11 protein-coding genes and 1 pseudogene are annotated in these 15,419 nt (G+C 69.8%); 10 read left to right on the top strand and 2 right to left on the bottom strand.

What is annotated here, in order from left to right:
• The first annotated feature begins 241 nt into the window (after positions 1-241).
• From H5965_RS28710 to H5965_RS28695, 4 genes and pseudogenes are all read left to right on the top strand, one after another.
• Positions 242-2,053 carry an ABC transporter family substrate-binding protein gene (locus H5965_RS28710; RefSeq protein WP_310973509.1) on the top strand — a complete coding sequence of 604 codons (1,812 nt, stop codon included), beginning with the start codon at positions 242-244 and terminating at the stop codon, positions 2,051-2,053.
• A gap of 186 nt (positions 2,054-2,239) precedes the next feature.
• Positions 2,240-3,256, top strand: coding sequence for an ABC transporter permease (locus tag H5965_RS28705; RefSeq protein ID WP_310973508.1), 1,017 nt, complete (start codon positions 2,240-2,242; stop codon positions 3,254-3,256).
• Entirely contained in the window at positions 3,249-4,178 is a 930-nt protein-coding gene (locus tag H5965_RS28700) for an ABC transporter permease (RefSeq protein ID WP_310973507.1), read from the top strand. The genes H5965_RS28705 and H5965_RS28700 overlap by 8 nt, the downstream gene beginning before the upstream one ends.
• A 79-nt stretch (positions 4,179-4,257) precedes the next feature.
• Positions 4,258-5,274: pseudogene (locus tag H5965_RS28695) on the top strand (ABC transporter permease).
• A gap of 224 nt (positions 5,275-5,498) precedes the next feature.
• Here H5965_RS28695 and H5965_RS28690 read toward each other — a convergent pair.
• Positions 5,499-7,280, bottom strand: a complete 1,782-nt coding sequence (locus H5965_RS28690) for an ABC transporter ATP-binding protein (protein WP_310973505.1) — start codon at positions 7,278-7,280, stop codon at positions 5,499-5,501.
• A gap of 112 nt (positions 7,281-7,392) precedes the next feature.
• Here H5965_RS28690 and mshB point away from each other — a divergent pair, with 112 nt between their 5' ends.
• From mshB to H5965_RS28670, 4 genes are all read left to right on the top strand, one after another.
• Complete coding sequence (mshB, locus tag H5965_RS28685) at positions 7,393-8,235, top strand: N-acetyl-1-D-myo-inositol-2-amino-2-deoxy-alpha-D-glucopyranoside deacetylase (RefSeq protein WP_310973503.1); 843 nt, start codon at positions 7,393-7,395, stop codon at positions 8,233-8,235.
• The gene (locus H5965_RS28680) at positions 8,232-8,621 is read left to right on the top strand and encodes a hypothetical protein (protein WP_310973502.1); all 390 of its coding nucleotides are present in this window, start codon (positions 8,232-8,234) and stop codon (positions 8,619-8,621) included. Before mshB ends, H5965_RS28680 begins: the two co-directional genes overlap by 4 nt.
• On the top strand, positions 8,614-9,396 hold the full coding sequence (locus tag H5965_RS28675) for a hypothetical protein (RefSeq protein WP_310973499.1): 783 nt from the start codon (positions 8,614-8,616) through the stop codon (positions 9,394-9,396). The genes H5965_RS28680 and H5965_RS28675 overlap by 8 nt, the downstream gene beginning before the upstream one ends.
• Positions 9,397-9,473: 77 nt before the next feature.
• The gene (locus H5965_RS28670) at positions 9,474-10,244 is read left to right on the top strand and encodes a hypothetical protein (protein ID WP_310973498.1); all 771 of its coding nucleotides are present in this window, start codon (positions 9,474-9,476) and stop codon (positions 10,242-10,244) included.
• A 29-nt stretch (positions 10,245-10,273) separates the two neighbouring features.
• On the opposite strand, the gene H5965_RS28665 is transcribed toward H5965_RS28670, so the two are convergent.
• Positions 10,274-11,035: a site-2 protease family protein gene (locus tag H5965_RS28665; protein WP_310974169.1), complete on the bottom strand. Its 762-nt coding sequence runs from the start codon at positions 11,033-11,035 to the stop codon at positions 10,274-10,276.
• A gap of 264 nt (positions 11,036-11,299) precedes the next feature.
• On the opposite strand from H5965_RS28665, the gene H5965_RS28660 reads away from it, so the two are divergent.
• Both H5965_RS28660 and H5965_RS28655 read left to right on the top strand, forming a co-directional pair.
• The gene (locus H5965_RS28660) at positions 11,300-11,587 is read left to right on the top strand and encodes a WhiB family transcriptional regulator (RefSeq protein ID WP_167385067.1); all 288 of its coding nucleotides are present in this window, start codon (positions 11,300-11,302) and stop codon (positions 11,585-11,587) included.
• Between the two features lie 130 nt (positions 11,588-11,717).
• Complete coding sequence (locus tag H5965_RS28655; protein WP_310973496.1) at positions 11,718-14,999, top strand: glycosyltransferase family 2 protein; 3,282 nt, start codon at positions 11,718-11,720, stop codon at positions 14,997-14,999.
• The last annotated feature ends 420 nt before the right edge of the window (positions 15,000-15,419 follow it).

The raw sequence follows: 15,419 nt of genomic DNA, 5'->3' as shown, positions 1-15,419 counted from the left end.
TCGAGTGGGACGTTGTGAATCCATGAGGTAACCGTCGTATTTCTGGATGTCGACTGGAAGTCACCCTTTGGTCACGATCGACCCGGAACTGGTGACTGTCGGTGCTTTTCCTTTCTAGCGTGCTCCCGCAGTGCGCCAGTTGAGTGTCGCTTGGCGTGTCGTAGGCTCCGGCCCATCCAACCGGAGCGGTGTGGGCCCTTGTCCCGATATTCAAGGGCTCAGTGCTAGGAGGGCACACTTCATGAGGAGATCCAAAGCAGTCTCCGCTTTGTCGCTCGTCGCCGGCGCTTCGCTGCTGCTGAGCGCCTGCAGCGGTGGTGATTCGGGTTCGGGCAACACCGATCAGAACGGATCGTCGACCGACGTCAAGGCGATGGCTGTCGGCAAGGCCGAGACCGGCGACCTGTTCAAGCTCGCGGACACCCCGGGGTACGACGGCACGGTCACGATCGGTATCGACGACGGGTACTCGGGGTACAACAACCAGACCCCGGACACCAACAGCTCGTACAACAACTACGTGTTGACCGCGGTGCTCTCCGGTACGTTGAAGCTCGACGGCAACAACAAGATCCTGCTGAACAACGACGTCTTCGAGTCCTGGGACGTCACGCAGAAGGACCCGCAGCAGGTCACGTACAAGATCAAGCCGAACATCAAGTGGTCGGACGGTCAGGCCTACGACTGCAAGGACATGTACCTGGCGTGGCTGTCGCAGAGCGGCCTGGCCAAGGGCCCGGACGGCAAGAACCCGTTCAACTCGGCGTCGACCACCGGTTACTCGCTGATCAAGCAGGCCACCTGCAAGGACGCGCTGACCTTCGTCACCGACTACAGCGAGCCCTACCTGGACTACAAGGGCCTGTTCAACGCGCCGGCGATCATGCCCGCGCACGTCCTCGAGGCCAAGACCGGCATCGCCGACATCACCAAGCTGGCCCCGACCGGCGACCCGGCCCAGATCAAGGCCGCCGGTGACTTCTGGTCGAACGAGTGGAAGGGCTTCAAGGCGGACATCATGCCGTCGTCGGGCCCGTACAAGATCACCGCGTTCGACGCCAACCAGAAGGCCGTCACCCTGGAGAAGAACCCGCAGTGGGCGGGTGGCAAGGGTGGCCCGTCGAAGATCATCGTCCGCGCCATGGAAGACACCAAGGCGATGGCGACCGCGCTGCAGAACGGTGAGATCGACGTCGCGGCGTCGACCCAGCCGGACGCCACCGCGGCCCAGACGATGAAGGGCCTCGCGGCGCAGGGCGTGACCTACGGTTCGGCCTCGCAGCTGACCTACGAGCACCTCGACCTGAACTTCAAGCGCATGTTCGCCGACAAGGACCTCCGCAAGGCGTTCCTCGAGTCGGTCAACCGCAAGGAGATCACGGACAAGCTGCTCAAGGAGGTCCAGGCGGACGCGGAGCCGCTGAACAGCGTGGTGTTCTTCCAGGGTGAGCCCGGTTACACCGACCTGTACAGCAGCAAGGCCGGCCTGGGCGCCGAAGCGGCGGCCAAGACGCTGACCGACGCCGGCTGGGCCAAGGGTGCCGACGGCATCTTCGCCAAGAACGGCCAGCGCGCCTCGTTCAAGATCACGCACAACCAGAACGCCCGCCGCAGCCAGACCGTCGAGATCATCATCTCGCAGGCCAAGGCGGCCGGCATCGAGGTCAAGGACGAGACCGACGCCAACTTCCTCAAGGGTGGCCGCGTCTCGACCGGTGACTACGACGTGGCGCTGTTCGGCTGGTCCGCCCAGCCGTTCAAGGCGGAGTCGAAGTCGATCTACGTCTGCCCGGACAAGGGCGGCGAGCAGAACTACCAGAACCTCTGCGACCCGAAGATCGACGACGCCTACAACGCCGCGGTGAAGGCGACCGACGAGCAGGTCAAGCTGCAGAAGTACCAGGAGGCCGACAAGGCCATCGCCGACGACTACGCGACCCTGCCGCTGTTCCAGACGCCGAGCATGTGGGCGTTCAAGGGCATCGACCGCGTCTACATGCAGTCGTACGACGGTGTTCTGTGGAACGTCGGCGAGTGGGAGCAGAAGAAGTAGGGCTCGCCCCGCCTCTTCTTTCCCCTCGCTCCAGATGACCTGGGAGGTGCCGGGGTCCGGCCACAAGCCGGGCCCCGGTACCCACCGGAAGTAGCTGTTGACCGTAGGGTTACCGCCACTACGGTAGACAACCGGGTAGCGGTCCAGCGCACTTCTGACGACCAGGCCCGGATGAGGAGCAGTTCGTTGAACCTGGTGATCTACATCCTTCGCCGTCTGGCGATATCGATTCCCGTCCTCCTGGTCGGGACTTTCTTGTGTTTCGTCATGGTCGCCGGCACCGGTGACCCGCTGGGCGAGCTGCGGCAGAACCCGACGATCAGCAAGGAAGCGCTGGCCGCCACGGCCGCCAAGCTCGGTCTCGACCAGGGCATCGTCCCCCGCTACTTCACGTGGCTGGGTGACTTCCTGACCGGGAACTGGGGCATCTCCATCGCGCAGGGCAACGCCCTCGCGCCGGTCGCCCCCAAGGTGATGGCCGCCTTCGGCGTCACCCTCAAGCTGGTCGTCGGCGCCGAGATCCTCGCGCTGATCATCGGCATCATCGTCGGCGTGCTGGCCGCCGTGAAGCAGTACTCGATCATCGACTACATCGCGACCACCCTCGCCTTCCTGCTCTTCTCGATGCCGATCTTCTGCGTCGCGATCGTGCTGAAGCGCTACGCGATCGAGATCAACGGCTGGGTCCGCGACCTCGGCCTGTCCGACGTCCTCGGCAACCCGTGGCTGCGCACGACCAGCCCGGAGCAGCTGAAGACCGACGGCGTCGGCGACTTCATCACCAGCACCATCGGCGCGTACCTGCTGCCGACGCTGTCGATCATGGCGATCAGCTTCGCCGCGTACAGCCGGTTCCAGCGCGCCTCGATGCTCGAGGTGCTGGGCTCGGACTACGTGCGCACCGCGCGCGCCAAGGGCCTCGGCAACGGCCGGGTCATCTTCCGGCACGCGTTCCGCAACGCCCTGATCCCGGTGTCGACGCTGTTCTCGGTCAACTTCGGCTCGGTCCTGGCCGGCGCGATCATCACCGAGACGGTGTTCAACTGGCACGGTATGGGCACATTGCTGGTGGAAGCCGTCACGAAGAACGACACTCAGGTGATGATGGGTTGGCTCGTGGTGATCGCCAGCAGTGTCATCGTCGCCAACCTGATCGCCGACCTGATGTACGGCATCCTGGACCCGAGGATTCGCGTTGGCTGACTTGAACTCTCTTCTCGCGAGCGAAACCGCTTCGGCCGAAGGCACGCTGCCTCCGGACGCGCTGCCGGAACCGCGCAGCCAGGGCAAGCTGGTCCTGCGGAAGTTCCTGCACCACAAGCTGGCGATGGCGTCGACCGGCGTGCTCATCCTGATCGTGCTGATCAGCATCCTGATGCCGCTGTTCTGGAAGCACAACTACGAGGACAGCTCGTTCCCGTCGTTCGCCAAGCCCAGCGGCGACTTCCCGCTCGGGACGACCCAGGTCGGCAAGGACATGGTGTCGCAGGTGCTGCGCGGTACGCAGTACTCGCTCCTCATCGCGCTCACCGTGTCGATCCTGGCCACCGTGATCGGCGTCGTGTTCGGTGCGGTCGCCGGCTACCTGCGCGGGTTCTCCGACTCGGCGATCTCGCGGGTGACGGACCTGTTCCTGATCATCCCGCAGATCGCCGCGGCGGCCATCCTCGCCAAGGTGTTCGGCGGCGGTTCCTGGTACATCGTCGCGCTGGTGCTGGCGGCGTTCGGCTGGATGCAGATCGCCCGGATCACCCGCGCCGAGGCGATGTCGCTGTCCCAGCGCGAGTTCGTCGACGCGGCCCGCGCGTCGGGCGCCGGGACGTTCCGGATCATCTTCAAGCACCTGGTGCCGAACATGGTCGGCAGCATCACGGTCAACGCGACCCTCGCGGTCGCGCAGGCCGTGCTGGCGGAAGCCGCGCTGTCGTTCATCGGCCTGGGCGTCCAGCTGCCGGACACCTCGCTCGGCCGCGTCATCCTGGAGAACTACGCCCAGCTGCAGACCCGGCCGGCGTTGTTCTTCGGGCCGTTCATCGTGCTCGTGCTGATTTCACTGACGATCAACTTCATCGGTGACGGTCTTCGCGACGCCTTCGACCCGCGCCAGCGGAGAATGAAGGCCTGAACGCGCGACGCGGGGGTGACCGGTTCCGGTCGCCCCCGCGTCCGTTTTCCGGGAGGATCGCCGGACCTGGGGGTTTCGGATGAATCTCGTGCTGTACGTGCTCCGCCGGCTGGCCATTTCGATCCCGGTCCTGCTGATCGGCACGTTCCTCTGCTTCGTGATGGTCGCCAACACCGGCGACCCGCTCGGCGAGCTCCGCAGCAAACCGGGGATCAGCGCGTCCGCGATCGCCGAGACCGAGCACAAGCTGGGCCTGGACCAGAGCGTCATCGCCCGCTACTTCAGCTGGCTCGGCCACTTCCTGACCGGCGACTGGGGCATCTCGATCGCCTAGGGCAACGCGTTCACCCCGGTCCAGCCGAAGGTGATGGCCGCGTTCAAGGTGACGCTGGAGCTGGTGCTCACGGCGTCGGTGCTGGCCCTGATCTTCGGCGTCCTGGTGGGTGTCCTGGCGGCGGTGAAGCAGTATTCGATCTGGGACTACCTGGCGACGACGCTGGCGTTCCTGATGTTCTCGATGCCCATCTTCTGCGTGGCGATCGTCCTCAAGGGCTACGCGATCCGCGCCAACAGCTGGGTCCGCGACCTCGGCCTGTCCGACGTCCTCGGCGACCCGTGGCTCCGGACGACGAGCCCGGAGAGCCTCACGGCCACCGGAGTGGGTGACGCACTCGCGAAGTACGTCGGCGCGTTCCTGCTGCCGACGCTGTCGATCATGGCCATCACGTTCGCCGCGTACAGCCGGTTTCAGCGGGCGTCGATGCTGGAGGTCCTGGGCGCCGATTACGTGCGCACCGCGCGCGCCAAGGGCGTGTCGAACACCCGCGTGATCTGGCGCCACGCGTTCCGCAACGCCCTGATCCCGGTGATGACCCTGTTTTCGGTCAACTTCGGCGCCACGGTGACGGGCGCGATCATCACCGAGACGGTCTTCAACTGGCACGGCATGGGAACGCTGCTGGTCGAGGCGGTCAACAAGAACGACCCCCAGGTCCTGATGGGCTGGCTGGTGGTGATCGCGGCGAGCGTGGTGATCGCCAACCTGGTCGCAGACCTCCTGTACGGCATCCTCGACCCCCGAATCCGCGTCGGCTGAGATCGACCCTCCACACACGTGATTGAGGGGCCGACACGCGTGATTGGAGGGTCGACACACGTGATTGGAGGGTCGACACGGCCCCGAGCCCGTGTCGACCCTTCAATCACGCATGATGACCCTTCAATCACGGGAGATGACCCCTCAATCACGCGTGATGTTCCTCCGGACACGGCGAAGGGCCCGCACCCGAGGGTGGGTGCGGGCCCTTTGGCGTCAGAACCTCAGTCGGCCACCGGGGCCAGCCGGCCGGCCTCCCAGGCCGCGCGGCGCTCGGCCTGCAGCACCGGGTCCGCGACCGGCGCCGCCGACAGCAGGCGCTTCGTGTACTCCTGCTGCGGCGAGTGGAGCACCTGGTCACGGGTGCCGACCTCGACGAGCTTGCCGTGCTGCATCACCGCGACGCGGTCGGCCAGGAGGTCGACCACCGCCAGGTCGTGGCTGATGAACAGGCACGCGAACTGCAGCGACTGCTGCAGGTCCAGGAACAGGTCCAGCACGCGGGCCTGCACCGACACGTCCAGCGCCGACGTCGGCTCGTCCGCGATCAGCAGCGCCGGGTCGAGGGACAGCGCGCGGGCGATCGCCACGCGCTGGCGCTGGCCGCCGGACAGCTCGTGCGGGTAGCGGTTCATGTAGTGCCCGCCCAGCTCGACCTTGTCGAGCAGCGACCGGACCCGGGCCGACAGCTCCTTGCCGGACAGCACCTTGTGCAGCACCATCGGCTCGGCGATCGACTCGCCGATCGTCATCTTCGGGTCCAGCGTCGACGCCGGGTCCTGGAACACGATCGAGAAGTACCGGCGAAGCGGGCGAAGCTCCTTCGCCGACATCTTCGTGATGTCCTTGCCCGCGATGGACACCGTGCCCTCGGTCGGGTCGAGCAGGCGGATCGCGCAGCGGCCGACCGTCGACTTGCCCGAACCGGACTCGCCCACCAGGCCGACGATCTCGCCCTTGGCGATGGTCAGGGAGACGTCGTCGACCGCGCGGTTCTTGCCCTGGCCGCGGCGGCCCGGGTACTCGAGCACCAGGTTCTTGATCTCCAGGGCCGGCGCGGCCTCCTCGATCACGGCCTCGAGCTCTTTGTCCGCCAGCCGGATCTCCTCGGCGATCTTGGCCGCCTCGGTGCTGTCGCTGGCGATGCCGGCGTCGTCGAGCAGGCGGCGCCCCTCGGGACGCTGCCCGAGCACCGGCACCGCGGCCAGCAGCCGCCGGGTGTAGTCCTCCTTCGGCGACGCGAACAGCTCGCGCACCGGCGCCTCTTCGACGATCTCGCCCTGGTACATCACGATCACGCGGTCGGCCATGTCGGCGACGACGCCCATGTCGTGGGTGATCAGCACGATCGCCGTATCCAGGGTGTCCCGCAGCTTGCGCAGCAGGCCCAGGATCTCGGCCTGGACCGTGACGTCCAGCGCCGTGGTCGGCTCGTCGGCGATGATCACCTTCGGGTCGCACGCGATCGCCATGGCGATGACGACGCGCTGGCGCAGGCCGCCCGAGAGCTGGTGCGGGTACTGCTTGAACCGCAGCTCGGGGTTCGGGATGCCGACCATGTCGAGCAGCTCGACCGCGCGCTTGTCCGCGGCGTCCTTGGCGATGTCGAGGTGGGACCGCAGGGCCTCGCGCAGCTGCCAGCCGACCGTGTAGACCGGGTTCAGCGCCGTCATCGGCTCCTGGAAGATCATCGCGACCTGGTTGCCGCGGATCTTCTGCATGTCCTTCTCTTTGAGATCCGCCAGGTTGCGCTCGCCGAGGCGCAGCTCACCGGCGATCCGGCTGGTCTTGGGCAGCAGGCCCAGCACCGACATCGACGTGACGGACTTGCCGGACCCGGACTCCCCGACCACGGCGACGATCTCGCCGGGCTGCACGTCGAACCCGATGCCCTTGACGGCGTTCACGACGCCGTCCTCGGTCTGGAACGACACGCTGAGGTCGGAAATGGACAGGACCGATCCTGACACGCCGGCGACGTCCGCCGAAGTTGCTTCAGTGCTCACCAGATGCCCTTCGTGGGGGTACAGACGGTCACGACGCGGCGGTCGCGACTCGCGCGAGGATAACCGAGGGTGTCCCCGACGAAGGTCGGAGCACGGGAATTACGCTCAACCCGTGATCTCCCCGGTATCCCGACGGCTGCTGTTCGTCCACGCCCATCCCGACGACGAAAGCATCACCACCGGCGCCTCGATCGCACGATACGCCGCCGGAGGCGCCGAGGTGACCGTGGTGACCTGCACGCTGGGTGAGGAAGGCGAGATCATGGCCGGCCTGCCCGAGCTGGCCGGGCTGGGCGCCTGGGCCGCCGACCAGCTGGGCGGCTACCGCGTCGCCGAGCTGAAGGCCGCCTGCGCCACGCTGGGCGTGTCACGGCACCGCTACCTGGGCGGGCTCGGCCGGTGGCGCGATTCGGGCATGGCGGGCACGCCGTCGGCGTCGCACCCGCGGGCGTTCACCGGCGGCAGCATCGACGAGCAGGCCGCGCAGCTGGCGGAACTCATCGACGAGGTGCGGCCCCAGGTCGTCGTCACCTACGACGCCTTCGGCGGCTACGGCCACCCCGACCACATCCGGGCCCACGAGATCACCATGGCCGCGGCGCCGCGGGCGGAGTCGGTGGAGCGGGTCTTCCACACGGTCGCGTCGCGGGACGCGGTGCGCGCCGGGCTGGCCGCGCTGCGTGAGCACGACACGGTGTTCACCGTCCCGGACGACGACGAGCTGCCCGTGACGCCCGACGAAGAGATCACCACCGTGCTCGACGTCGCCGCGCACCTCCCGGCGAAGCTGGCGGCCCTGCGCGCGCACGCGACCCAGCTCACCGTGGTCGACGACGGCCTCCCGTACTTCGCGCTCACGAACGAGCTCGCCCAGCCGATCCTCGGGCGCGACTTCTTCGTCCTGGCCCACGGCCCGGCCGAGGGTGCGGCGGACGACCTGTTCGGCGGGCTGTGACCGTGGAGGAGCAGCTGACGCTCGAGCGGGGGTTGTTGCTCGCGCTGCTCGTCGCCGACACGGTGCTGCTCGCGCTGCTGGAGCTGTTCTTCCTGCCGCTGCGGATCGGCGTGGTGCCGCTGCCGGTGACGGTGCTCGTCGGCGCCGTCACCACGCCGTGGCTGGTGTGGACCACGGCGAAGCTGGTGCGACCCGGGCTTTCGTGGGTACCCCTGGCCGTGTGGGTGCTCGTCGTGTTCGGGGTCGGGATGCTGGGCCCGGGCGGTGACCTGGTGCTGATCCAGGACTGGCGGGCGTTGCTGCTGCTCGGCGCGAGCGCGCTGCCGGGCGCGATGGTGCTGGGCGGCGCACCGCGCCGGGCGGGAAGGGGACCGGGACGTGGCTGAGGCGATCTCCGACAAGCACGTCGTGGCGGTGCTGCGGCCGTTCGTGCGGGCGTGCGGGCCGATGCTGGACGCGCTGCGCGAGTCCGACCCGTTCGGCCTGCAGGCGCGCGCGTCGGAGGACCTGGCCGAGGTCGATTCGGGGCTGAAGGCGAAGCTGATCCACGGCGTGACATCGGTGAAGGTCCCGGGCACGGCGGCGTGGGCCCGGATGACCGGCTACGACCGGTCGAGCTGGTGGATGAACCGCGTCGGCCGCTTCACGGCGCTGCTGACGTCGATCCCGGGGCTGGGCGGCGCGCTGGCCGACCGCCTGCCGGTCCAGGACACGCTCGGCGCGGCGTCCCAGGGCCTGCTGCTGTGCGCTATCGCGGGCGAGTACGGGGTGACCGACGTCGGCACGAGGGTGCGGCTCATCGCGTGGGTCCTCTTCGAGCGCGACATCGACCCGGACCTGGCGGCGGGCAAGCACGCGGAGCACGACGAAGCCGCGGAGGCGGACGAAGCGGCGAAGCTGACCGAGGAACTGAGGGCGTCGGAGAAGAAGCACGGCAAGGCCACGGTGAAGGCGGCGGGCCGGACGTTGTGGCGGCTGGGCCGGGGGCTGCTGGGGATCACCGAGGAGCTGGAGAAGCGGCCGCGCGGCAATCTCTTCCACCGGGCGCTGGGCATGCTGCCGGTCGTCGGGGCCGCGGGGGACTACCTCGGCGAGCGGTCGGGCCTGCGCGTGGTCTGGAAGCGGGCGCACGTCTGGCTGACCGAGCACCGGACCCCGTAACAACGCCGGTCGCGGCGCCGACTCTGGCCACGCCCGGCGCACCGGCGCCGGGTCCGGCGGCCGGAAGGACGACAACCGTGACCATTTCCGACGGACAGATCGTGGCCGTGCTGCGGCCGTTCGTGCGGGCCTGCGGGCCGGTGCTCGACTCGCTGCGGGACGCCGATCCGTTCGGGCTGCAGGCGCGGGGCGCGGAGGACCTCGCCGGCGTCGAGTCCGGCCTCAAGGCGAAGCTCGTCAACGGGGTGACGTCGGTGAAGGTGCCCGGCACGGACGCTTGGACGCGGATGACCGGCCACGAGCGGTCGAGCTGGTGGATGAACCGCGTCGGCCGGTTCGCGGCGGTGCTGACCGCGGTGCCCGGCCTCGGCGGCGCGCTCGCCGACCGGGTGCCGGTGCAGGACACCGTCGGCGCGGCGTCGCAAGGACTGCTGCTGTGCGCCATCGCCGGGGAATACGGCGTCGCGGACGTCGGTACCCGCGTGCGGCTGATCGCCTGGGTGCTGTTCGGCCGGGACATCCCGCCCGGGCTCGCCGCCGGCCACGACGAAGCCGCCGAGGCCGGGGCCACCGCCCGGCTGACCGAAGACCTCGCCGCGTCGGAACGGAAGCACGGCAAGGCCACCGTCGGTGCCGCCGCGGGCACGCTGTGGCGGCTCGGCCGGAGCCTGCGCGAACTCACCGAAGAGCTCGAGAAGCGGCCGCGCGGGCGGTTGCTGCACCGCGCGATCGGCAAGGTGCCGGTCGTCGGCGTCGCGGGCAGCTACCTGAGCGAACGGTCGGGACTGCGGGAAGCCTGGCAGCGCGCGCACGGCTGGCTGACCGAGCACGCGCCGGCTCCGCGCTGATCATTCCCGCGCGGAGCCCGCGGCAAACCTCAGTTCCAGAACTGGAACACGCTGAAGCCGATCTTGGCGCCGTCGACGTACCCGCCGAAGGCGTTGAAGATGGCGTACGAGCCGTCCCACAGCGCGTTGTTCGCCGGGCGGAAGAACCACAGGACCGCGAACAGGATGATCGGCGCCCACGGCCGGACCTGCGCGCCGAGTTCACGCGCCCGCGGCGGCAGGTACGGCTCGATCGCGCCCCAGCCGTCGAGGCCCGGGATCGGGAGGATGTTGAGCAGGAACGTCACCACCTGCAGCAGCGCCAGGTAGGACATCGCGATCACGAGCCCGCCCGCCATCGGCACCAGCGCGACCACCAGCGCCAGGGCCGCGCCGACCGCCAGGTTGCTCAGCGGCCCGGCCAGCGACACCCACGACGACGTCCCGCGCGAGCGCAGCGCCCCGCGGTTGATCCAGACCGCGCCGCCCGGCAGCGGGATGCCGCCGATGATGAGGAAGATCAGCGGCAGGATGATCGACAGGACGGGGTCGGTGTACTTCCGGACGTCCAGCGTCAGGTAACCCTTGTGGGCGACGCTGTAGTCCCCGCCGCGGTAGGCGACCATCGCGTGCCCGAACTCGTGCAGCGACAGCGACGCCACCCAGCCGGCGGCGACGAAGATCACCACGCCCGCGATGAGCAGCGGGTCGCGGTCGCGGACGAAAACGGTGTTGATGTCACCGAACGCGGCCATGGCGCCACCGGCGACGGTGAGCGCGAGGATGCCGAGGAAGACCGGGCTGGGGCGCACTGCTGACTTCTGCACGTGCTCCAGTCTTCCGTATGCCCGGTGTGAAGTTACCGGCGTGTCCCCTTGCGCGATCGGGCCGGAACGTCCCCCGAACTCGCTACTCCGCTTGACCTGACCGCACTACACGGGTGTAATCACAGTGATGTCATTCGCCGCCGAGAGGGGACGGCGAGTGTCGTTTCACCACCGCCAGCCTGGGGAGTGCTAGGGAGCGAGGAGGCGGACGTGCGGTTGGAAGCCGATGGGAAGGAATGGGGGCACGTCATGGGTTGGGGCGAGATCCCGGAGCAGGCTCTGGGAGATCTCACCGAGCTCATCGATGCCACCGAAGAAGAGCAGGATTGGCAGGAACGCGCCCTGTGCGCGCAGACGGACCCGGAGGCGTTCTTCCCCGAGAAGGGCGGCTCCACCAGGGAAGCCAAGCGGATCTGCCTGGGCTGCGAGGTCAAGGACGAGTGCCTTGAGTACGCACTGGCCCACGACGAGCGCTTCGGCATCTGGGGCGGTCTGTCCGAGCGGGAGCGCCGCAAGCTGAAGAAACGCGCAGTCTGAGCGGGAATCACCGGTGATGCTCGGCGTCACCGGTGATTCGCCGTGGTGGACAGACGTGGGTTCACCATCGGGTGACGGACCGGGGCCGTAGGGTGGCCGCACCGACTCCCCGCCTGATCTGGAGCGTTCGTTGCCCCGCACCGCCGCGCCGACCGTCCCGCGCACCGCCCCCGTTCTGGCCATTGTGGTCTGTCACGACGGCGAAAACTGGCTGCCGCTGGCGCTTTCCGCGTTGCGCCGCAGCAGCGTCCGGCCCCGGCACGTGCTCGCCGTGGACACCGGGTCCACCGACGCGACCCCGCGGCTGCTCGCCGAAGCGGCCGAGGACCCCGGGCTCGATTCTTCCCCTGTGCTCTCCGGGGTCATCACACTGTCGAGTGAGACCGGCTTCGCGGCCGCGGTCGCCGAAGCCGTCGCGCACGCCACCGAGCGCTGGGGCGACCCCGGTTCCTGGCTGTGGCTGCTGCACGACGACTGCGCGCCCGAACCCGACTGCCTCGAACAACTCCTGACCGTGGCGACGAAGGAACCGTCGGCCACCGTGCTCGGTTCGCTCGGTCTCGACTGGACCGATCCGCGGCTGATCGTCGAAGCCGGCCTGTCCACCGACGCCTCCGGGCACCGCCAGCAGGTCGCCACCACCGGCGAGGATCCCCTGGAAGTGCTCGCCGTGCCGAGTGCGGGCTCGCTCGTGCGCCGCGACGCCTGGGACGCCCTCGGCGGCTTCGACCCCGATTTCCCGTTGCTGCGCGAGGATCTCGACTTCGGCTGGCGCGCGAACGCGGCCGGCGGGATGGTCCTGTCCGTGCCGCTCGCCCGGGTCCGCCACGCCCGCGCGGTGACCACCGGACGGCGTCCGGCGGACGCGCTCCCCGGCGCCCTGCCCGCCGCGAACCGGGCCCACGGGCTGCGCGTGTTCCTGGTGAACTGCTCGCCGTTTTCCTTCTGGCTCGGCATGATCCGGCTCCCGCTGCTGGCGGTGCTGCGCGCGCTGGCCTTCGTCCTGCTGCGCCGCACCGGGGAAGCGCGGGCCGAGTTCGCCGCCATCGCGTACCTCCTCAGTGGACGCGGCGGATTGCGCGCCGCCCGCGCCCGCCGGCGGCGGAATCCGCGGCCGGGCACGGTTCGCGGGCTCTTCACCGGACGCTGGACGCGGCTGCGCAACGCCGTCCGCGCCGGCGTCGTCGGCCTGGTGCGCCGCGGCGTCGAGAACGACGTCGCACTCGGCCGGGTTCCCGAGACGGTCGAACCCGAGTCGGCGTGGGTGACGCCGGAAGCGCTCGACGCCCGCGAGAACCGTCCGGTCGGCCCGGACGCGCTGCCCGCCGGCGCGCTGCGCGGCGTCAGCTCGCGCGGGTCGGGGCTGCGCCGCCCGGGCACGCTGGTCGCCGTGGCGCTGCCGGAAACCCCGGCGCCGGCGGCCGAAACAATTCCCGAAGACGCTCCCGAAGCCGAAGAGCCGGAACCCGAACTCGTCTTCGTCGAGGTGAACCGCCGCCGCGTGCTGGCGGCGACGATCTTCGCACCGCCCGTGGTCCTGCTCGTCGTGCTGACCGCGCTCGGCCTGGTCGTCAACCGCGCCCGGCTCGGCCTCGACCTCTTCGGCGGCAAGCTGCTCCCGGTCGGCGGGCTGGGGGAGCTCTGGGCGTCGTACCTGACACCGTGGCACGCGATCGCGGGCGGCACCGGCGCGCCGACGTCGGCCGCCGTGCCGGTCCTCGGCACGCTGGGCGCGGTGTTCGCGCCGATCGGCGGGCCCGCCGCGCTGGTGGCGATCCTCCTCATCGGCGACATCCCCCTATCCGCGTTGAGCGCGTACGCGGCGACGAGGCGGCTCCGCGTACGCCGCTGGGTCCGCGCGGTCGTCGCGGCGACGTACGCGCTGCTGCCGGCCGCGACCGCCGGCGTGGCGCAGGGCCGGCTCGACGTCGTCGTGGTGCACCTGGTGCTGCCGCTGGTGGCCGCGGGCATCGCCGGGCTGCTCGTGCACGCGGACACGCGCTGGCTGCACATCTCCGCGCTGTCGGCGTTCGGGGTGGCGCTGCTCGGCGCGTTTTCGCCGCTGGCGCACGGCCTCGCGCTGGCCGGGCTGTTGATCGGCTTCGTGGTGCTGCCCGCACCGACCGGGCTGGCGCGCCGGATCGCGTCGGTCGGGATCGTGGTGCTGCTGCCGCTGGCCCTGCTGCTGCCGTGGCCGACGGTGCTGCTGAAGCACCCGGAACTGCTCGTCCAGGGCCTCGGCGGAGCGGCCTCGCCGGTCTCCGGCACGGACCTCGCCGGGCTCGACCCGGGCGGGCCGGGAGCCTGGCCGATCGGCGTCGCGGTGATCGCGGCGGCCCTGGTGGCGGTGGTCGTCCGCCCGACGAAGCTCGCGGCCGGCGGGCTCGCACTCGCGGCACTGGGCGCGGGCGGCCTGGTCCTGGTCCGCTTGGTGACGGCACCCCCGATGCAGGGCGGCGCGCCATCGCACGGGTACGTCGGTGTGCCGCTGCTGATCATCGGCGCCGGGCTGCTCTGGGTGGTGCTCGGATCCTGGCAGCGCGGCGGCACGGCCGCGGTCCCGGCACCATGGCTGCCGAAGGTGATGGCGGTGGCCGGCACGGCGGTGTTCCTGGCCCTGGCGGCGGGCGCGGTGGTGGTCGGCTCCCAGGGGCCGCTGCGGGCGGGCGACCGGCCGTCGCTGGCCCCGGAGGTCTCGGCGGAACTGGCGGCCTCCGGCCGATCGGTGCTCGACGTGGCCCAGGACGCAACGCGCCAGATCGCCGGCCGCCTCCCGCACTACGGCGACGACGAGCTCGCCCCGACCCCGGGAACCCCGGCCCGCTTGGCGGCGTGGCGCAAGGCATTGGGCCAGGGAGACGCACCGGCGGTCCAGGGAGCCCTGGCGGCGGCCGCGGCGGCGGGTGTCCAGTTCGTGGTGCTCCCGCCCGGAGTCGACCCGCAGGCGTACGTACCGTTGGCAAAGGACCTGCTCTCGGTGGCGGCCCCGACCTCGGACGGCCGCGGCGTGCTCCGTCTGGTGCCTCCGGCGGGCCAGGTGATCTTGATCTCCCCGGAACTGGCCAAGGCGGCGGTCACCGGAGGTGGCGCACCGGGCAATGCCCAGGGCGTGGCCCCGGTCCGGGCGGACCTCCCGGACGTGCGCGTCCGGGTGTCGGAGGGACCAACGGGAAGGCTCCTGGTGCTGGCGGCAGAGCAGGAGCCGGGCTGGAAGGCAACGGTGGCCGGAAAACCGGTCCCGATCGTCCCGGCCTGGGGCCACCAGGTGGCGGTATCGGTACCCCAGGAGCCAGCAGAGGTGACGGTGGAGTACCCGGGAACAGAGCGCAATCTGCTCTTGCTGGCCCAACTGGCGGCGGTGTTGTTCACGCTTTTGACGGCGGTCCCGGCCCGGCGCCCAGCTCACAACTGAGGAGCTGGGTGGTCATCCCGTCGCCTGAGGCCGTGAAAATCGCTTTGAGCCGGGCCCGCAACCCACAGCGCGGAGCGGGCCGACGACGCAAGCTTGCGGGCCCGGCTCAAAGTGATAGGCCTCAGTTCAGGCGACGGGATGACCACCCCGCGGCCCACCCACCCAACCTGGGTTGACAGCGCGAAGGGGTGGTCATCCCGGAGCCTGCCTGTCCGGCGAGGACGCTTTTGTCTTTTCTGCCGCGGCAGAAATCTTTGCCGCGGCAGGGCGGGTCCGACCTCCCCCGCCCCTCCGGTGGGATTCTCAGTCGTCGCCCGGGTGTGTCAAGGCGGGAAAGCGTGCCTTGACACACCCGGTCGCCGACTGAAGGGATGGCTGGGATGAGGGGCGGGGGAGGTCTGGTGACGTCGTTGGTCTCCT

It is taken from the genome of Amycolatopsis sp. 505 (assembly GCF_031625235.1).
Classification (GTDB): Bacteria; Actinomycetota; Actinomycetes; order Mycobacteriales; family Pseudonocardiaceae; genus Amycolatopsis.
This window is presented reverse-complemented; position numbering and strand designations above follow the sequence as displayed.

Bases quoted from the DNA above. Each gene is read 5' to 3' on its own strand.
- H5965_RS28660 (WP_167385067.1), top strand. From the start codon at position 11,300: ATGGGTTGGGGCGAGATCCCGGAGCAGGCTCTGGGAGATCTCACCGAG.
- H5965_RS28710 (WP_310973509.1), top strand. From the start codon at position 242: ATGAGGAGATCCAAAGCAGTCTCCGCTTTGTCGCTCGTCGCCGGCGCT.